Origin of the sequence: Thermotoga sp. RQ7 (assembly GCF_000832145.1) — a bacterium.
In the GTDB taxonomy this organism is placed as follows: Bacteria; Thermotogota; Thermotogae; order Thermotogales; family Thermotogaceae; genus Thermotoga; species Thermotoga neapolitana.
Genome location: NZ_CP007633.1, coordinates 856,869 through 876,185, shown reverse-complemented (window position 1 = coordinate 876,185; position 19,317 = coordinate 856,869). Strand labels below are relative to the sequence as shown.

Sequence of the window (19,317 nt, the reverse complement as noted above, 5' to 3'; positions counted from 1 at the left end):
TTTCTTATACGGATAGATGTTTAACCTTTCCAATTTCCCTACCCCCTCTCAACAACAACCCCAGTCCCCCCATCGACACACCGGACTTCACGAAAGGAACAGGTCCTTCTTTCAAGACCGTGCCTTCGAACTTCTGCAGGGCCTGCATGAAAGACTGGAAGAAAACAGGCGGATCTATGATGTAAAAGAACCGATCTGCCCTATCAAGCGAGACTTCATCGAGTGATATCTTCACCTCTCTGTCCAGCTCCAAAAGAAAATCTCCGAAGTACGGCTGGAGAAAGTCCAGAGAAACCTCCACCATTCCCTCGAACAGTTCTTTCGGTTGTATACCTGTGTTTTCTGCCACAACGTCCATGTAATCCCAGAAAATGGAAAAGACCATCCTGCAGGATCTATAATGATCGTCTTTCAGAACCACAATGGAGTAGTAGTCGTTGAAAAACGAAGCCACAACGAGAACGGTGATGCCCTTTAAGCGCCTATTGAAATAAAAATCGAAGAATTCCAGGTACTTCACAACATCCGGTATCACCACATCCGTTTCAGGAAAGCCCGCTTCCATCAACTCCGAAACGAACGCTTTCACCTGGTTCACTTTCGACACGAAGAACAACCCTTCCCCCTCGTGTATTTCAAGGGGAGCAACGATCAGCTGTTCGGGAACTATTCCGAGGTTCCTGGATATCTCCATGGTGGCGTATTCTATAGCGTTCTGCCTGTTCAGAGATGGTGGGACCTTTATTCTCATGATCAGAACGTTCTCCATGGGCATGTTCGCAACTACGATGTCTTCAAGGTCTTTCTCCATGCCCTTCATCAGGCTGGAAACCACTCCCTTTCTTTTTTCGCTGTCGAGAGTATCCACCACGCTGGACACCTTTTTTAAAACCCTGAGCTTTGAACCTCGTTTTCTGGCACGAACGATCTCCACACAGTGAGAGCACAGATTCAACGCCAGGATATCGTTGTAGAAGATCTGCAAGCTATCTCCCCCTGTATATCCTCATTCTTCCGGTGACAGGCTCAACCGTTATTCTCCATCCTTCACCGTAGACCGTGCCGGCCGTCGATACAAATCCGTTCATGAAAGTGACGTCTTCACCGGCGTTTGATCCTTCAGATTGAAAAGAAAACGGGAATCTATAGACCGTCTTTTCCTTTTTGAGTGGATCGTAAACTGTTATTCTTCCAGTGTCTACTATTGTTAGGATACCATTTCTAGAAGCCAATTCTAGAGATTTCATGGCCTTTATCTTGACAACGATCGATTGAACATCCTCTTCTGATTCTTTCCAGAGAATGGGGATGAAAAAGCCCATTATCATAAGTGAAACAGCAAGAACCACAAGGATTTCGACTGTACTCATCCTCCAATGCTCCTTTGAAGCTGGAAGACGGTGGTGTAGATAGAATACGCAAGAAAAGCCACAAATCCGCCAACTCCAGCTATCAAAAGTGGCTCCACCAGTGAAACCAGTTGCTTCACACTGTTTCGCACGATGTCCTCATAGAAATCTGCCACCCTTTCCATCACTTCGTCGACCTTTCCTGTTTCTTCGCCTGTCCCTATCATCTCGTAAATGAGTTGAGGAAACACACCACTCTCTGCAAATGTATCTCTTAACGTCTTTCCTTCCGATACTCTCTGCACCATTTCCTCACTCTTTCCTATGATAGAAGGTGAGTTGGAAGCCTGGGCTGCCATTCTGATCGCGTCCGTTATCCTCACACCACTGCTCACGAGGATTCCAAGAGTTCTGGCGAAGCGCTCAAGTCCCATGTTTCGTCTGAGCTTTCTGACTGGAGGAAACAGGAAAGAAAGGTACTCTTTTATGTAAGTTCCGTACCTTGATTTCATGAGGACGAAGAACCCAAAGACAGCACCCGCCATAACGACAGAAAACCATGGCCAGTTCTCACTGAGGAATTCGTTCACCTTCAAAAGGGATTGGATCGTGGGTGATAAAGGAATAGAAGTTCCAAAGGCTCGAACGAGATTGGGAAGAATGTAGAAACTGATCACAAGAACGATCACAACGGCAAAGAAGAGGACAAAAAGAGGATAGGCCATCGCGGATTTAACTTCATCCTGGAGCCTCTTCACACTCTCGTAGAAATCCGCTGCCCTCCTCAGGGTTCTGTCCAGGACACCCCCCTCTTCACCTGCTTCCAACATGCTGATCAACACGTTGTCGAAAACCCCCACCTTTCGAAAGGCATCGGCTAGAGTATCACCGGTTTCCACGTTGATGGCTATTTCCAGTATGATCTTTCTGAATCGTTTCGAGAAGACCTCCTGACGAGCGAGTATGTTCAACGCCTCTTTTATCCTTATACCGGCCGATATCATTATGGAAAGCTGACGACAGAAGGTGGCGATTTCGCTGATGGAGATCTGAAAGAATGGAGTGCTCTTCTTTGGACCTTTGCGTTCTTCGACACGAACGACCATCAAACCTCTTTCGGCGAGAAGTGAGATCGCCTTCAACTTGTTTTCCGCTTCTATAACCCCCGTTACTTTCTTTCCACTCCCCTCCACGGCAACGTATTTGTAAAAAGGCATCCTAAGAGATCATCCCCTTTATCCTCAAGAGTTTCACCACGTGTTGCTTTTCCTGATTTATTATGCTCCTGACAAGATCCTTTGCTCTCTCGTTTTTCAGAAGTTCGAGGATTTCGTAGTAAAAGATTATGGTCTCTTTTTCCACAGATATGGAAAAATCGATCGCCTCCTCGACGGATCTTTCTTTCAAATATTTTTCCATCGTGGCAGCATCGGGGAAGAACCTTCCTTCTACGAAACTCTTCAGATATTCTTCTGCGTCTTCGAGATTCAGGTACGTTTCCTCATCTACTCCCAGCTCTTCTCCTATGCTCTCAAACGTTCGGGCATGCTCTGCTTCCTGACGGGCCATGTAAGAGAAGAACTCCTTTATATCTGGTTTCTCGAAACGTTCCGCCAACTTCCTGTAGAATTCTTCCCCATCCTTTTCTACCCTTACAGCAATGCTCAACAGCTCCTTTGCCGAGAACATGTTTACACCTCCTTGAGAAAATTATAAAACATCTCTTTCAAAGTTTGAAGATTTTTTATTTTCATCATCTCATCCCTGAATCTTCTCGCTCCTTTCAGATTTTTCGTGTATCCCGCTACAAATTTTTTGATCTCTTTGATGGCTTTTTCCTCTCCCTTGTCTTCCACCAGAAGACTCAGGTGCATCTCAAAAGACCTCAAAATCTCGTCCGTGGAAGGTTCAGAATATTTCCCACGTTCTAGGAAGTCCTTTATCTGTTTGAACAGCCAGGGTCTTCCAATTGCACCACGGGCAACAAGGACCCCATGACAACCACTTTCTTCGAGGGCCCGTTTGGCATCCTCTGGAGAGAATATGTCTCCACTCACGAAGGTGGGAATTTTCTTGTCCAGAACAGAAAGGCTCTTCCAGTCGGCTTTTCCAGTGAAAGCCTGAGCAACTGTTCTTGTGTGAATGAACACTTCGTCAACACCTTCTTCCACAAGGATCTCGTATATCTTCGAAATCTGATTTTCATTCCAGCCAAGACGCGTTTTAACTGTGAATTTTCCTTTCACATGCTTTCTGAGTTCTTTCACAACTGCCCTGAAAAGATCCAGATCCCTCAAAAGACCACCGCCTGCTCCCTTTTTAACCACCTTTCTCACGGGACACCCTGCGTTCAGATCTATCCATGGGTACTCATCAGAGAGCACATCGGCTGCTCTGGAAAGCTCCTCAGGATCGCTTCCAAATATCTGAACGGCCACGTTCTTTTCCTCAGGAGAGGGAAGCAGTTCTCTTGTTTTCTCCGAATTCATGAGAAAACCCTTTGCACTCACCATTTCAGAGAACGCAAAATCTGCTCCCCATTTAAAGCACACCGTACGGAAAGCCCTGTCAGTGTATCCCGCCATCGGTGCAAGTCCCACTTTGACCATAGAAGGCCTCCACCTCTTCCCTGATTTCCTCCGGGACAAATCCCTTCAAAGTCTTTCCGGCAAGAGCCCTTTTTCGAATCTCAGTGGAGGAGATCTGAATTATGGGCATATCCAGGAAGATGATCTTGCTCAGATCCCCCAGCACTTTTCTGGCATGTTCATGATAAGGCTTCCCACAGTAACGCGGATAAACAACCAAGTTCGCCTTTTCGAGGATATCGCGGTACCTGTACCACTTCTCGAAATAAGACAGAGCGTCCTCTCCGACGATGAAGAATGGTTTGGTCTTGTACAGATTGGAAAAATGCTCTATGGTGAAGATCGAGTACGAAACACCTCCCCGCTGCCTTTCATAATCGCTCACTTCTATCTTTTCGATGCCACCGAAGACTTTCTTCAGCCATTCGAACCTCTTTTCAAAAGGAATGGACGTTTTTTTGTGGGGAGGATTGTAAGCGGGAACCACGACCAGTCTGTCCAGTTCCAGGATCTCCAGAGTGTACAGACACACAATGATATGACCGACATGCACAGGATCGAAGGCTCCACCGAATATTCCCACCTTACTCCCTGTACTCGAACTCAAAATTTCCGATCCTGACAACATCCCCTTCTTTCACCCCTGCCTCTTTCAATTTCTCTTCCAGGCCGTTTTTTTCAAGAATCTGAAGAATCAGAAGCCTTGCATCTCTCTGGTTCAGATCAAACCTTTCCATCCACACCCTGAGGCCTTCTCCTTCGACCACCCATTGTCCGTCTTCTTCCTTCACAACCTCTACTTCAAATCTCTCAGGAAGTTTTCTCCAAACGGGAGCAGGTTTTTCCATTGGGTGATCTTTCTTTTCTTTTCTCTCTTCCCTCTCTATTCTCTCCTTTCGAACTATGGAAGCCACCCTGTCAAGGAGAAGATCAACTCCTTCGCCCGTTACGGCAGAAATCGGAATAACTTCCTTTCCTATTGAACTTTCGATCTCCTTTATTCTCTGGGGAAGTTTTTCTCTTTCCAGAAGATCTATCTTGTTTGCGACCACTATCTCTGGCTTTTCCAGGAGGAACGGAGAGTACTTCTTCATCTCCTCTCTTATGATGAAATAGTCTCTTGCTGGATCTTCCCTTTCAAAGCCACTCACATCGAGCATGTGAACTATCACAAAACACCTTTCAACATGCCTCAAAAAGACGTTTCCGAGGCCTACTCCTTCGCTCGCTCCCTCGATGAGGCCGGGAATGTCAGCGACCACGAAACTGAAATCACCGTATTTGACAACCCCCAGGTTGGGAACAAGTGTGGTGAAGGGGTAGTTTGCTATCTTCGGTCTTGCGTTGCTGATGCGTGCTATCAGAGAAGATTTTCCAACGTTCGGATACCCCACAAGCCCCACATCCGCCAAGATCTTGAGTTCAAGTTCCAGCCACCTGGCTTCACCCTTTTCACCCTTTTCTGCGATCAAAGGAGCCTGTCTTGTGGGAGTCGAAAAGTGAGCATTTCCCCTTCCTCCTCTGCCTCCGCGTGCGACACACACTACCTTTCCAGGTTCGTCCAGGTCTGCAATGATCTGACCGGTGGAGGCATCCTTTACCACCGTTCCAACCGGAACATCTATGTAAAGATCTCTTCCGTTTCTTCCCTTCATCTTCTTTCCCATACCGTGCTTCCCATTTTCTGCAAAAAATTTTCTTTTATTCACAAACTCGATCAGCGTTGAAAGAGAGGGATTGGCCCTGAGGAACACAAACCCTCCGTCTCCTCCATCACCACCGTCAGGCCCGCCCTTTGGGACATATTTTTCCCTTCTGAAACTCACACAACCGTTTCCGCCGTCTCCTGCCTTCACAAAGATCTTCACACGATCAACAAATTCTGCACTCTTTATGTTCAACTCAAAACCCTCCTGAACATCTTTTCTATCACATCGAGTTTTTTCAGAAGATCCATATCCTGAATCTTCTCGAAAAGTTCCCTTATCAAGACTCTTTCTTTCCTGAATATGTTCAGTTTGACGAGTAAATCCACAGTTCCACAGGTTGTCTCCACTTTTCTGGCTATCAAAGCCACGAATTTCTTCCTGTTCTCAGGAATTGAATGAAGAGATGGCAATTGAAAGTTCTTGCCATAGTGTATTCTGTCTCCAAAAGGGGAGAGTTCAAGGTAAATTTCCTGAGAAGATTCTTTCAGCAGGCTGTAGAGAAACAACTCTTCAATTCTGCTCAGATCAAAGGTTTTGAAGAAGTTTCTTGGTTTGATGTACAGTTTCGGATTCTTCGGCGATTTCGGGACTTTCATCTTCTCCATTTCTTTCAACACTTCCGATTTTATAGCACCGGCCGCAACTCCAAACAAAACCCCTCCTCCCAGCTCCAGAAGCGTCTGATGTGGAAGAAGAAGAACACTCTGAACAGCATCCAGCAGGACCTCCACATCGTCTGAAGTTCCCCATATCCTGAGCTCTGAAAATTCCGCATCGATGTGCCTGGACACCTCGAAGTACTCCGGAACCTTCTCTTTCACGGTTTTTGTCAACTCTTCCAGCATCCTCGAAAGAGAGTTTTTCAGGTGTGGGGGTTCGTTTCTCCACCCAGCACCAAAAACCAGGGAGAAACAGAAGCTTTTTGCGGGTTTCCCTTCAAATATCAGCTCCATTCTTTCCATCCCCTCATGATCTCATCGAAGTTGTAACCTTTCAGTTTTGCTCTATTTTCCACAAATCTCAGAAACTCTTCCTCGCTCATCGTCTTCACCTTCAACGCCTTTGCCTTTTCGTACTTGGAACCTGGATTTTCCCCAACGATGAGATAGTCGGTGTTCTTACTCACCGAGTTGACCACTCTGGCTCCCAGTCTCTCCAGAAATTCGATGATCTCCTCTCTTGTGAAGTTTTTCAGCGTGCCGGTCACGGCAAACGTCAGTCCTTTCAGCACATCGTACTTTACGGTTTTCTCTTCAAGTTTCACTCCTGCCTTTTTCAGTTTTTCTATAATCTCCCTTGTCTTCGGATTTCTGAAGTACTCTACAATGCTCCTTGCTATTTCCGGTCCGATTCCTGGAATGTCCTTCAACGTTTCGTAGGAAGCCTCGGCTATTGCTTCAAGAGATTTGAAGTGTTCTGCAAGAATCTTCGCCGTTTTTTGCCCCACCATCGGTATTCCAAGACCGGTTATGAGCTTGTGCAGGGGTCTTTTCTTTGCTTCTTCTATCTCCTGCAGAATCTTCGCGATCGTTCTCTGGCCAATACCGGGGCCAAGCTGGGCAAGATCAAAGGGTGTGAGATAGAAGATGTCCGCTATGTCCTTAACCAGACCTGAATCCACCAGTCTGTCTATGATCTTTTCACCAAGCCCTTCGATATCCAGCGCCTCCCGGGACACAAACGTCCTCAGTGCCCTCTTCAGCTTCGCCGGGCAGTGAGGATTCAGACATCTGATTGCAACCTCATCAGGAGAGAGTTTTCCCACTTTTCCACCACAAACCGGACAACTCTGGGGAGGCTTTATCTCCTTTTCGCTGCCAGTTCGCAACTCTGGTATTGATTTCACTATTTGGGGAATGATTCCCCCTGCCTTTTCAACGAATACGTAGTCACCTATTCGTATGTCCTTTTCTCTTATATACTCGAAATTGTGAAGGGAGGCCCTTTTCACGATAGTTCCTGCAAGTTGGACGGGTTCGAGTTCTGCCACCGGTGTCAGAACACCCGTTCGACCAACCTGTATCGTGACATCGAGGATCCTCGTTCTGGCCTGCTCCGCAGGGAATTTGAAAGCGATCGCCCACCTTGGTGCCTTGGAAGTCTCCCCCAGAACTTTCTGGAAATCGAACCTGTTCACCTTCACCACAACTCCATCAACCCAGTAGTCCAGTTCCCTCTTTCTTTCTTTCCACTCTCTCCAGTACTCGATCACCTCCTGTATGTTCTTGCACAGTCTTGAATGCGGGTTCACTTTAAATCCTATCTCTTTCAAAAACTGGAGCGCTTCCCACTGAGTTTTGAGGCCGTAATTTTCGGGATGAACAACGTAATAGATGAAAGAATCGAGTCTTCTCGAAGCCACGAGAGCGGTGTTCAGCTGACGGAGAGTCCCCGCCGCCGCGTTTCTTGGGTTGGCAAAGGGAGGAAGTCCTTCTTCTTCTCTCTCCTCGTTCAGTCTTTTGAACTCATCCACCGGCATGTAAATCTCCCCTCTCACCTCAATGGTGAGGGGTTTTCTCAACCTCAGTGGAACACTTCGAATGGTTTTCACATTCTCGGAAACGTCTTCACCCTCCACTCCGTCCCCACGCGTTGCTCCCAGAACGAAGCGACCGTTTTCGTACCTGAGAGCGATCGAAACACCGTCTATCTTCAGTTCGGCAACGTATTCCACTTCCGACTCCTGAAGCGTCTTCTTGACACGTTTGTCGAACTCAATGATCTCCTCTTCGTTGTAGGTGTTGTCCAGACTCAACATGGGTACGGAGTGTTTGACGGTTTTGAATCCCTCGAGAACCTTCCCCCCGACCCTCTGAGTCGGCGAGTCTGGAGTAACCAGTTCTGGGTACATTCTTTCCAGTTCTATGAGTCTTCTCATCAATCTATCGTATTCCTCATCGGTTATAACTGGGTCGTTCAAAACGTAATATCTGTAGTTGTGGTATTCTATTTCCTCGCGCAGTCTTTCCACTTCCTCTATTACCTCTTTTGGAATCTGTCTCATTTTTTCACCCCCTCTAAACATTATAATCCTGTCTGGTATAATCCCGATTAGGGAGCTGAGAGGATGAAAAAGATCGTTCTGATTTTGATAATCATTCCTCTCCTTGCCTTTTCTCTCGACGTGGAGAAAGTTGTTTCGATGTACAAACAGATGCTGGATGAGTACAGAAACGGTTCCTATCAGGATCCGTTTGTGAGGTTCGTCCATGAAAATCTCCTCCAGCTTCAAAAGTACAGGTTCTTTCGAAGACTTCTTGCTGGTGGAGTGGAGAAGACAGAGTTCGCAAAGACGGCAGGAGATTACCTCTTCGTAATGTACCAGAACTGGAAGGAAAAGAGCTGGGAGAAAAAACTGGCAAACGCTCTTTTTCTCGCTTTCCTTCAGTCTGAAATGTCCGGATCTGAGCCTTCCAAAAGCACTTTGAAAAACTCTCCTTCGTTCAATTCCTTTTTCGGTGATTACAAGATGTACGTTCGGTCAAACGCTCTGAACCTGCTGAGATGGATCCTGGCCTACTACACCGGTGGCACAAGCACTCCTCCCCCCGTCAAACTCGATCTTGAAATCAAAAACTTGGGATTTTCCTTTGAGGTGAAACAAGACGTACCACAGGATATCCTCGCGCTTCTTCCGGAAGATCTCGAAGAGAAGGTAAAAAGCGCAATCGATGCTGTTCTCATTTCGAAAGATCAATCCGAGTACAGAAGAAACGTGAACAGAAGTGCCAGTCTTCTGTGGAAAGAGATAGAAAACAGAATCTCCATCATTCAAAACAACATCGCAGACCTTTTTGAAAAAACCACCCCCAAAAAGATTCGTCTTCTGTGGATCAGATACCTTATTTATGGTTTCCTTTTGATTGCCTTTAGAAGGAATTATCAGCTGATCCTTCAGCTGATTCTCTCCTCCGAGATTCTGTTTGTATGGGGTTCAAACACAGTTCATCTGAACACGATTGAAAATATGCTCTTTTCAAGCGTTCTGGTCTTTGCTTTCATCTTCTTCAATCTTTTGCTCATCAGAAAGAGAAAGTATGGATACACCTTGTTCACCATCGTTTTCATGATACTCCTGTTTGTTCCATCATACATCTTCGTTCGTGAACTTGGAATGGACAGAGAGTTCGAAAGGTCTCCCTACTACGATCAGTTGAAATCGGAAGTTTTTGAAGGTAGCAACTCCAGGGTGAAGGAGATGCTCAGGGAAATGTCAGCGGTGTCACTCGCAAGCAAAGAGCACACAAAGCAGCTTGTGGAACACCTTAGTCTTGCTCCAGAAAAGTTTTTGAAAGAAGGTGCTTTAAAGGAATTCGAGCCAACCCCGAACGGCATCTTTCTTCTGATCGACGAACGATCTCAATTCTTCTCCACCTCAAATTTCGAAAGGCGCCTGGAAATCGCAAGAGAGATGAACACCAGTCTGGAGGACTACCTCTCAAAGGAAAAGTCCAGATACAGGCGTTACAGAAATGCGCTTGAAAGCCTGGAACATCTGGTGAAGAAAATCTCGGCGTACACCTCAAACAGGTTCGTGGAGGATCTTGAAAAGGATCTGAAAGCCTCTCTAGACAGGTATCCACTGATAACCGACGTAACTTTTTCTTTCACCGGAGAGAAGAAAAACCCCTCGCTGAAACCCTACCAGACGATCTCCGGGTTGAAGGAAATCTTCTGGTTCTTTCTGTTGTTCTTTTCCGCACTTTTGGGGGGAAAGTACGTTCTGATACCGGCCGGAGCAACTCTGTTTGCCGCTCTCTCAACTGCGATCAACTGGAAACACCTGGAAGTGTTCGTGGAAAGTGGGATCTTTCCGATATCTTTTGAAACCTCTGCCGCACACACTTTCCACATGGAGATACTTTTGATCGCTTTTTCCACAATCATACTGTACAGAAATCTTGTTAAAGGGAGGGTGAAACCATGAGGAAGGTTTTCATGGTGGCTTTTCTGGTATTTGCTATCGCGTTGTTTGGGTTCAAAGTTGTCATGGTGACGGACGTCGGTGGCCTCGGCGACAAGTCCTTCAACGATGGAACCTGGGCGGGTATAAAGAAGGCAGCAGATGAACTGGGAATCGAAGCAAAGGTTATACAGTCCTACGAACAATCTGACTACGTTCCAAACCTCAGCAAGGCAGCAGAAGAAGCAGACTTGGTCTTCGCGGTGGGTTTCATGATGACGGATGCCCTCTTCAAGGTTGCAAAGCAGTATCCGGACACGTACTTTGTGGGAATCGACATCACACCACCTGAGGGACAGATCCTTCCCAACGTGATCACCTTCACGTTCAAGGAACAGGAAGCCGCTTTCCTCGTTGGATACGTTGCAGCCGCCATGACACAGACGGGAACAGTTGGCTTCGTTGGAGGCATCCCCATCCCACCCGTGGAAAGGTTCAGGTACGGGTACGAAGCGGGAATAAAGACCTACTCTGTCCTCCACAGGAAAAACGTGAAGATATTGAGAGGTTACACACAGGACTTCGAAGATCCCAAGAAGGGCAAGGACCTTGCCATGTCACAGTTCGCAGAGGGTGCTGACATCGTGTTCCATGCCTCCGGTGCCTGTGGAAACGGCGTCATAGAAGCCGCCAGAGAGAAATTTTCTTCTCTTGCTGGATCCAGCGATCTTGTCGATCTGATAGATTACTACGTGGAGAACAAAAAAGGCTTCTTCGCCATAGGTGTTGATATGGATCAGGATTACATGGCCCCCGGTGCCGTTCTTGCGAGTGCGATGAAGAGGGTCGATGTTGCCGCTTACTACGGTGTTGTCTGGGCCTACGAAGGAACGTTCGAAGGTGGACACAGGGTCCTTGGTATCTCTGAGGACGCAGTTGGAATAAGTCCGATGAAGTACACGAAGGGGATCGTGCCAAACAGAGTCATAGCGGAGCTTCTGTACCTCGAAAAACTTATGAAAGAAGGTACGCTCAAGGTTCCTGAAACACAGGAGGAACTCGACGCATTCGAGGTACCAAAGATAGAATTCCCGTTCTGAGGAGGGGGTGTTCCCCCCTCCATTTCTCAGGGGTGATTCGGTGGAATACGCGGTTGTGATGAAAGGTATCGTCAAAAGATTTCCCGGGGTTCTGGCGAACAACCATGTTGATCTCTTCGTGGAAAAGGGAGAGATACATGCCATCGTGGGTGAAAACGGGGCGGGAAAGACCACTCTGATGAAACAACTCTACGGCCTTTTGAAACCCGATGAAGGAGAGATATACATAAACGGGACGAAGGTGGAGTTCTCCGGACCTGCAGATGCCATAAAACACGGAATAGGCATGGTGCATCAGCATTTCATGCTGGTGGAGAACCTGACCGCCTACGAAAACGTGATAATCGGCATGGAACCAAAAAAAGGATTGATTCTGGACAGGAAAAAGGCAAGGAATGAAGTGAAGAAACTTTCAGAAGAGTACGGTCTCATGGTGGATGTCGACATGAAAATAGAAGACATGCCTGTCGGTCTGCAACAGAGAGTGGAGATCATAAAAACCCTCTACAGAGGTGCGGACATCCTCATCCTCGACGAGCCAACAGCGGTCCTGACGCCACAGGAAACAGAAGAACTGTTCGACATTCTGAGAAGGTTGAAGAAAAATGGAAAAACGATCATCTTCATTTCACATAAACTGAACGAAGTCATGGCCATCTCCGACAGAATCACCGTGATGAGACAGGGAAAAGTAACCGGAAATCTCATCACCTCTCAGACGACCCCCCAGGAAATAGCAAGACTCATGGTGGGAAGGGATGTGGTTCTGACCGTTGAGAAAAAACCGAAAAAGCCTGGAGAGACCCTCCTTGAAGTGAAAGATCTGTGGGTCAAGGATAACCGGGGTCTTGATGCGGTGAAAGGTATCTCGCTCGAGGTGAAAAAAGGAGAAATAGTGGGCATAGCGGGTGTTGCTGGCAACGGCCAGTCTGAACTGGTAGAAGCAATCACCGGTTTGAGGAGAGTGGAAAAGGGAAAGGTGCTTTTCAAAGGAAAAGACATAACAGGATACGATCCAAAACGTCTGAGAGACCTTGGTATCTATCACGTTCCCGAAGATCGTTTGAAAAGAGGCCTCATAGTTGACTTCCCCGCCTACTTCAACACCATCCTCGGAAGGCACATGATAGAACCCTTTGTAAAGAACGGTTTCCTCAACTTCAGAGAAATAAAGTCTTTTTCCAGAAAACTCTTCGAGGAGTTCGATATAAGGCCAAGGAACATCGAACTTCTCGCCGGAAGTTTTTCAGGGGGCAATCAGCAAAAGATAATAGTTGCCCGTGAACTGAGTTTCTCACCAGAACTCCTCGTAGTGGCTCAGCCGACACGGGGACTCGATGTGGGAGCTATAGAGTTCATCCATAAAACACTCGTATCTATGCGGGACAGAGGCGTTGGAATCCTTCTCATCTCCATGGAACTGGACGAGATCTTTTCCCTGAGTGACCGAATCCTTGTGATGTACGAAGGTCAGATAATGGGTGAGGTAAGGCCGGAGGAAACGACCAGAGAAGAAGTTGGTTTGATGATGGCGGGGCACAGACTGGAGGAGATCAGGAAATGAAAGGAAGAATCTGGGCATTTCTTGTCCCGTTCTTCTCGGTTGTCATAGCTCTTCTGATTGCGGCCGTTGTGATCGTTTTAATAGGACAAAATCCTGTGATAGCCTACAAAGCTATGATCGAAGGGGCTTTTGGAAATCTTCAGGCCCTTGCAGACACGATCATAAAGACCACTCCGCTGATACTGACTGGACTTGCGGTTGGATTCGGTTTCAGGGCAGGCATCTTCAACATAGGAGCAGAGGGTCAGATGATAATGGGCGCCATCCTTGCTACGGTGGTTGGAATGAACATGAGGGGTGTTCCACCATCACTTGCCATTCCATTGACGATGATCGCTGGAATGCTGGGCGGAGCAGTGTGGGCGTCCATAGCAGGATATCTGAAGGCAAAGACGGGTGCCCATGAAGTTGTCACCACCATAATGCTGAACTGGATAGCCACTTACATCTCTTCTTATCTCATCACAGGACCACTGGCTGTTGGTTCCGGTACACCGAAAAGTCCGGAGATCGCTCCTTCTGCAAAACTTCCTCCCATCGTCACCGTTGGGGCACTCGAGATGACATCAGGTATTGTGATTTCGATCATCACAGCCGTTGTCATATACATCGTCCTTGAAAAAACCAGGACCGGTTACGAAGTGAAAGCGACCGGATTCAACCCATACGCTGCTGAATACGGTGGAATAAGCATTTCGAAGAATATCGTTATGTCCATGGCAATAAGCGGTGCACTGGCCGGACTTGCAGGAGCCCTTGAGGTCATGGGGCTTCATCATCGATTCCTCGGAACCCTCTCGGGGGGAAAAGGCTTCGACGGTATATCGATCGCCCTGATCGGTCAGAATCATCCGATAGGAATCATTTTCGCCTCTTTCCTGATTGCTTCACTCAGGACGGGTTCCAGCAACATGCAGTTTGTGGGCGTTCCAAAACACATCGTAACGATCATACAGGGAATCGTGATATTCCTTGTCGCCGCCGATAGAATCGTCAAAACTCTCCTCAGAGCCAGGAAGGTGAGAAGATGAAAATTCTGGAAGTTCTCTGGAATATATTCACAAACCCTCTCTTCTACAAACTCACACTCACCGCATCAACCCCCCTCCTCTTTGCTTCACTTGGAGGAGTGTTCAGTGAAATCACCGGAGTTGTGAACATCGCCCTGGAAGGTATCATGCTGCTGGGAGCTTTCTCTTCCGTGGTCATCACTTACTACACTGGAAACGTCTGGCTGGGTTTTTTGCTATCCATTCCAATCGGTGTTGGTTTTTCCTGGTTCCATGCCTGGGCCAGTATTAAGTGGAGAGGGAATCAAATAGTGAGTGCAACGGCACTCATCCTCGTGGCACAGGGATTGACGGGTTTCCTCATGGAGCCGATCTTTGGCCAGCCCGGGCAAACACCCTACGTTGGCAGGATCAACGAAATAAGCATACCTGGGGTTTCGAGCGTTCCGTTTCTCGGAGAAGCAATCGGCACGATCAGTCCCATTGTCCTTCTTGCCTTCGCTCTGGTTGCCTTCGCATGGTTTCTGATATACAAGACACCCCTTGGCTTGAGAATGAGGGCAGTTGGAGAAAACCCGGAAGCAGCGGACACACTCGGTGTTGACGTCTTCAAGATCAGGTACTTCGGTGTACTCATGAGTGGTGCCCTGGCCTCCATGGGCGGTGCTTTCCTCTCCATAGGCGAAGTGGGAAACTTCAGAGAACTCATGACGGGGGGAAGAGGGTTCATCGCCCTGGCCGCCATGATACTCGGTAACTGGAATCCCGTCGGTGCCATGTGGGCATGTCTTCTCTTCGGTATGTCCGAGGCTCTTGCCAATCAGCTTCAAAGCAGTCCTTTGCTCAACGTGCCGGCAACTGTAAAACCCCTCTTCAACCTCTTTCCATTCGTTGTCACCCTCGTGGTTGTGGCGGGACTGATCGGAAGGACAAGACCACCTGCCGCCGATGGTGTTCCTTATGAAAAAGAGGAGTGAGATCTCATGAAGTCCAGAACTCTTTTCGTTGCTCTCACATCGTCCTCGTTGTAGAGAATCATTTGCTTGAGTATTTCCGCATCCCTTGTCTTCCGCCAGGTTTCGTAGAGAGAGATTATTTCATAACCGTTCAGAGGGACTCTCCACTCATAGCCGAGATATCTGGCTATTCTCTTGAGAGAGTAAGACATAACGGGGAAGACAAAGTGGCGCTTCAAAATGGAGAAGACATCGAGAAAGGTGAATCTCCTGTTTTCAACCATTTTCAGGATTTTCCGTTTCTCTGGACCATGGTAGTGGTAGAATCTTGAACTGCTGTCCAGAGAGTTCAAAAACTCAACCAGTTTGTCCCTCTCCTCATCGAACAGAAAGTACCTGTATTCATCATCTATCAAAAACCCATACAGAAAATCCCTTTCCTCAGCTGGATAGTACTCTATATCCACCACTATTCCCTCCAGAAGTCTTTCAGGCGGCTCTATCACTATGACCCGATCTTCAAGGAAGGCACGTGCTGCCAGTATGAACCTTCTTCCCTTCTCTTTTCCAAAGATCTTCTCCATAGCCCTCTGATCGGCGTTTGAAAGATCTTCAATGGTCTCTATTCCCATCTCATAAAGAATCCTTCTTGTCTCCTCACCTATACCGTTCACGAGCAACAGGCTTTTTCTTTCGAGCAACTTTTTCTCACAATCTTCCAGAAAATCACAGTACCTGCAGTGCCTTCCAACCTTTGGGTCGGGATCTTCCGAAATTTCCCTCATCTCCAGTAAGATATTTTCAACGACGGGCACCAGGTTTCTCCAGTTTTCCATCCTCCGTGAGAAACTATCCGATAGAATCTCAACCCCGCTGACAGCAAGACCGGCTCTTGTGAACACGAAAGCATGATAAGCGGCTTCCAGAGCATATTTTTCCTTGAACTTTTTTGCTCGTTTCTTCAGCACGATCTTCCATCCACCCTGCTCCTTCACAACCAGATCAGGCCTTGCGATCAGTTTCATGCCTTCAACCTCAGCTTCAACCACAGGATTTTCCAGAGAAAATCCCACGAACAGAAGGTCCTCAAACGTGCTAGAGTAAAAAGGTTCTTGCCCTCTGCTCAGATAGAACTTCCTGGGGCACGTTGTAAAGTTTTCCAGGTCTTTGTAATCGACAACCATCGTCCCACCTCTTTGTCGGCTCTCCATGGTAGAATATCGCTAAGAACATCTACAGTATATAATATCTCTGAAGAAGCTAGTTGGGGGTGTTCAGCGTGAGTGATACTGCAGAACTTTTGAAGAAGATCGAAGAACTCGAAAAAAAACTCAGGCAATGTCAGGAGAGAGAAAAAGAACTGGAATCGCTCATCGAGGAGTACAACGAGGTGTTGAAGAAACAGTTTCAGGTTTTCGATGACTTCTTCGAGAAACTTGGAACCAAGAAGATGATCGATCCTCTGACAAGGGTCTATTCAAAAGATCACTTCCTGAGACTCCTTTCCTACCAGCACCAGAGATCATTCGAAGAGAACACACCGTACACGATCTTCTTCGTGAAAGTGCAACCTTCTGACACAGATAAGGAAAGTACTCTCATGAAAGTGGGGAAAGTCCTGAAAGAATGTGTGAGAGTGCCGCTCGACAGCGTTGGAAGGTACTCGGAGGATATCTTCGCACTCTTCGTTGTCGATGTGTCAAAGAGTGTGGCACCGAAGATAGCAGAAAGAATCGAAAACTCCATCAAAGGTATACCGGCAGAACACAAGATCGCTTTTAAGAGTTATCCAGAAGACTTCATGGATCTGGAAAAAGTACTTTCTGAACTTGAGAAGGCGGTGTCGTAATTGGGAAAATTTCTGGTTTGGGGAGAAACTGTTCTCAGAGGTGAAGTGGAGATATCTGGATCCAAGAATGCCGCTTTGCCCATAATGGCGGCATCCATTCTGTGCGATGAAGAAATTGTTCTTGAAAACGTTCCAAAACTCCAGGACGTTTTTGTCATGAAGGACATTCTGACCTCAATAGGTTTCGAAGTCATGTTCAATGGCAACAATCTCATCATAAAAAGGGTTAAAGATATATCTCAGGAGGTACCATATGAACTGGTCAGAAAGATGCGAGCGTCTTTCAACGTACTCGGACCGATAGCCGCGAGAACAGGAGGAGCAAGGGTTGCTTTGCCCGGAGGATGTTCCATCGGTGTGAGGCCCGTTGACTTTCATCTGGAAGGTCTTAGAAAACTTGGTTTTTCCATAAAAGTGGAGCACGGTTTTGTCGAAGCCGTTCTCGAGAAAAAGGTAAAGGACGTTACGATCACACTTCCGTTTCCAAGCGTTGGAGCAACGGAACACCTCATGACAACCGCATCCCTTCTGAATGGATCGCACGTTGTCATCGAGAACGCCGCCATGGAACCAGAGATCGTCGATCTTCAGAATTTTCTCAACGCGATGGGAGGAAACGTGAAGGGAGCCGGTACCAGTCGTGTAGAAATATTCGGCGTCAGGAAGATGAGAGGAACACGATACAGAATCATCCCGGATAGAATAGAAGCGGGAACATACCTGATCGCCATCGCAGCAAGCAAAGGAGAAGGACTGGTAAAAAACCTGAAACCCGAGCATCTCACGAACTTTCTTGAAAAACTCGAACAAACGGGTGCTACCTTGAAGATCTTCCAGGATTCAATAGAGATAAAGATGAAAGAAAGGCCAGACCCGGCGGACATCACAACGAATCCCTACCCGGGCTTTCCCACCGATCTTCAGCCCCAGATGATGGTGTACCTTTCTGTGGCGAAGGGAGTTTCAGTCATCACCGAGAACGTGTTCAAAACAAGATTTCTGCACGTTGATGAACTGAAAAGAATGGGAGCGGACATAGAGGTATCCGGAAACGTCGCCATAGTGAGAGGTGTGGAAAAACTCAGTGGAGCTCCTGTTGAGGGAACAGATCTGAGGGCAACAGCCGCCCTTCTCATAGCAGGTATCATCGCGGAAGGTTCCACGGAGATAAACAACGTTGAACACATATTCAGGGGTTACGAAAACGTTGTGGAGAAATTCAAAAAATTGGGAGCAAAGATCGAATATGTTCCGGGAGAAGTTGAAAAGGATCGAGAAGATTGAAAACATCCTCTGGGAAAACCTGAAAGAATGCCAGCTCTGTCCCAGAAAATGCAGAGTCAACAGATACAGGGAAGTCGGCTTTTGCAGGCTCAACGCTTTCCCAAAACTCTCGAACGCTGTCCTTCACTTTGGGGAAGAGCCTCCCATCTCTGGAAAGACGGGTGCTGGTACGGTGTTCTTCAGCGGGTGCAACATGAAGTGTGTGTACTGCCAGAACATGGGATTCAGTCAGAACGGCATCGGAACAGAGATCGAAGTGGAAGACCTCGCGGAGATCTTTCTTGTCCTTCAGAGGCACGGTGCAAAAACGTTGAACCTTGTCACTCCCACACCACACCTGCCGTTCATAGTATCGGCCTTGAAGATTGCCATCGAAAGAGGACTGGAACTTCCCGTGGTCTACAACACCAGCGGATACGAAGATCCAGAGATACTCAAACTTCTGGAGGGCATCGTGGACATCTATCTTTCCGATATAAGGTATTCAAGCGACGAAGCATCCCTGAGGTATTCAAAAACACCGGATTACTGGTCAGTGGTCCAAAAAGCAACGATTGAAATGTTCAGGCAGGTAGGACCCTTTAACGAAGAGAAGATGAAGGGCCTCATCGTCAGGATTCTCGTCCTTCCCGGAAACGTTGTGAATTACTCGGAAATCTTTTCTTTCCTTTCTTCTCTTTCCACGCGCATTCCCGTCTCTATCATGAGTCAGTACCTTCCTCACTTCGATGCCAGAAAATTTCCCGAGATAAACAGAAGGGTTCATCATGAAGAGTATGAAAAAATTCTGGAACTCGCAGAAAGTTTTGGATTCACCGAAGGATGGTACCAGTCCGAAGAAAAAGAGAGAGTCACCGCCAGGGGTATCAAGGAAATCACAGAAAAATTGAGATTTTTGCGGCTAAATTCTGATAATCGCCGGTAAACGGCTATAAAGGTTTGCTATCACAGATATTCGACCTTGATTTTAAATTAATTCCTGCATATAATTAATGTGAATATAAT

Annotated in this window: 18 protein-coding genes; 8 read left to right on the top strand and 10 right to left on the bottom strand. The window is 47.1% G+C overall.

Annotated features, from left to right (window positions below; genetic code table 11):
* Positions 1-4: 4 nt before the first annotated feature.
* Genes TRQ7_RS04445 through ligA form a run of 9 tightly spaced genes read right to left on the bottom strand, consistent with a single transcriptional unit; the run spans position 5 to position 8,650 of the window.
* Positions 5-985: a hypothetical protein gene (locus TRQ7_RS04445; protein ID WP_041844101.1), complete on the bottom strand. Its 981-nt coding sequence runs from the start codon at positions 983-985 to the stop codon at positions 5-7.
* 1 nt (position 986) lies between these two features.
* Positions 987-1,370 (bottom strand): hypothetical protein, encoded by a 384-nt coding sequence (locus tag TRQ7_RS04440; RefSeq protein ID WP_041844100.1) that lies wholly within the window; start codon positions 1,368-1,370, stop codon positions 987-989.
* The gene (locus tag TRQ7_RS04435) at positions 1,367-2,566 is read right to left on the bottom strand and encodes a type II secretion system F family protein (RefSeq protein ID WP_041844099.1); all 1,200 of its coding nucleotides are present in this window, start codon (positions 2,564-2,566) and stop codon (positions 1,367-1,369) included. The genes TRQ7_RS04440 and TRQ7_RS04435 overlap by 4 nt, the downstream gene beginning before the upstream one ends.
* A 1-nt stretch (position 2,567) precedes the next feature.
* On the bottom strand, positions 2,568-3,038 hold the full coding sequence (locus tag TRQ7_RS04430; protein WP_015919091.1) for a ferritin family protein: 471 nt from the start codon (positions 3,036-3,038) through the stop codon (positions 2,568-2,570).
* A gap of 2 nt (positions 3,039-3,040) precedes the next feature.
* A complete protein-coding gene (locus tag TRQ7_RS04425) occupies positions 3,041-3,958 on the bottom strand; it encodes a tRNA-dihydrouridine synthase (protein ID WP_041844098.1) in 918 nt (305 codons plus the stop codon).
* The gene (gene nadD, locus TRQ7_RS04420) at positions 3,918-4,565 is read right to left on the bottom strand and encodes a nicotinate (nicotinamide) nucleotide adenylyltransferase (protein ID WP_041844097.1); all 648 of its coding nucleotides are present in this window, start codon (positions 4,563-4,565) and stop codon (positions 3,918-3,920) included. Before nadD ends, TRQ7_RS04425 begins: the two co-directional genes overlap by 41 nt.
* Positions 4,522-5,838 (bottom strand): GTPase ObgE, encoded by a 1,317-nt coding sequence (gene obgE / locus TRQ7_RS04415; protein WP_015919088.1) that lies wholly within the window; start codon positions 5,836-5,838, stop codon positions 4,522-4,524. Before obgE ends, nadD begins: the two co-directional genes overlap by 44 nt.
* A complete protein-coding gene (locus TRQ7_RS04410) occupies positions 5,835-6,599 on the bottom strand; it encodes a hypothetical protein (protein WP_041844096.1) in 765 nt (254 codons plus the stop codon). The genes obgE and TRQ7_RS04410 overlap by 4 nt, the downstream gene beginning before the upstream one ends.
* The gene (gene ligA / locus TRQ7_RS04405) at positions 6,590-8,650 is read right to left on the bottom strand and encodes an NAD-dependent DNA ligase LigA (RefSeq protein WP_038066811.1); all 2,061 of its coding nucleotides are present in this window, start codon (positions 8,648-8,650) and stop codon (positions 6,590-6,592) included. Before ligA ends, TRQ7_RS04410 begins: the two co-directional genes overlap by 10 nt.
* Before the next feature lie 63 nt (positions 8,651-8,713).
* Here ligA and TRQ7_RS04400 point away from each other — a divergent pair, with 63 nt between their 5' ends.
* The 5 genes from TRQ7_RS04400 to TRQ7_RS04380 are packed head-to-tail and all read left to right on the top strand — an operon-like array spanning position 8,714 to position 15,200.
* Positions 8,714-10,573: a hypothetical protein gene (locus tag TRQ7_RS04400; protein WP_041844095.1), complete on the top strand. Its 1,860-nt coding sequence runs from the start codon at positions 8,714-8,716 to the stop codon at positions 10,571-10,573.
* Entirely contained in the window at positions 10,570-11,649 is a 1,080-nt protein-coding gene (locus TRQ7_RS04395; protein ID WP_015919084.1) for a BMP family ABC transporter substrate-binding protein, read from the top strand. Before TRQ7_RS04400 ends, TRQ7_RS04395 begins: the two co-directional genes overlap by 4 nt.
* Positions 11,650-11,689: 40 nt before the next feature.
* Positions 11,690-13,213: an ABC transporter ATP-binding protein gene (locus TRQ7_RS04390; RefSeq protein WP_015919083.1), complete on the top strand. Its 1,524-nt coding sequence runs from the start codon at positions 11,690-11,692 to the stop codon at positions 13,211-13,213.
* Positions 13,210-14,244, top strand: a complete 1,035-nt coding sequence (locus tag TRQ7_RS04385) for an ABC transporter permease (RefSeq protein WP_015919082.1) — start codon at positions 13,210-13,212, stop codon at positions 14,242-14,244. Before TRQ7_RS04390 ends, TRQ7_RS04385 begins: the two co-directional genes overlap by 4 nt.
* On the top strand, positions 14,241-15,200 hold the full coding sequence (locus TRQ7_RS04380) for an ABC transporter permease (protein ID WP_015919081.1): 960 nt from the start codon (positions 14,241-14,243) through the stop codon (positions 15,198-15,200). The genes TRQ7_RS04385 and TRQ7_RS04380 overlap by 4 nt, the downstream gene beginning before the upstream one ends.
* On the opposite strand, the gene TRQ7_RS04375 is transcribed toward TRQ7_RS04380, so the two are convergent.
* The gene (locus TRQ7_RS04375; protein ID WP_041844094.1) at positions 15,182-16,363 is read right to left on the bottom strand and encodes a TM0106 family RecB-like putative nuclease; all 1,182 of its coding nucleotides are present in this window, start codon (positions 16,361-16,363) and stop codon (positions 15,182-15,184) included. The genes TRQ7_RS04380 and TRQ7_RS04375 overlap by 19 nt on opposite strands.
* A gap of 95 nt (positions 16,364-16,458) precedes the next feature.
* On the opposite strand from TRQ7_RS04375, the gene TRQ7_RS04370 reads away from it, so the two are divergent.
* Genes TRQ7_RS04370 through TRQ7_RS04360 form a run of 3 tightly spaced genes read left to right on the top strand, consistent with a single transcriptional unit; the run spans position 16,459 to position 19,237 of the window.
* Positions 16,459-17,028: a diguanylate cyclase gene (locus tag TRQ7_RS04370; protein WP_038066804.1), complete on the top strand. Its 570-nt coding sequence runs from the start codon at positions 16,459-16,461 to the stop codon at positions 17,026-17,028.
* On the top strand, positions 17,029-18,312 hold the full coding sequence (gene murA, locus TRQ7_RS04365; protein ID WP_041844093.1) for a UDP-N-acetylglucosamine 1-carboxyvinyltransferase: 1,284 nt from the start codon (positions 17,029-17,031) through the stop codon (positions 18,310-18,312).
* Positions 18,275-19,237, top strand: coding sequence for a radical SAM protein (locus tag TRQ7_RS04360; RefSeq protein ID WP_038066799.1), 963 nt, complete (start codon positions 18,275-18,277; stop codon positions 19,235-19,237). Before murA ends, TRQ7_RS04360 begins: the two co-directional genes overlap by 38 nt.
* Positions 19,238-19,317: the final 80 nt, after the last annotated feature.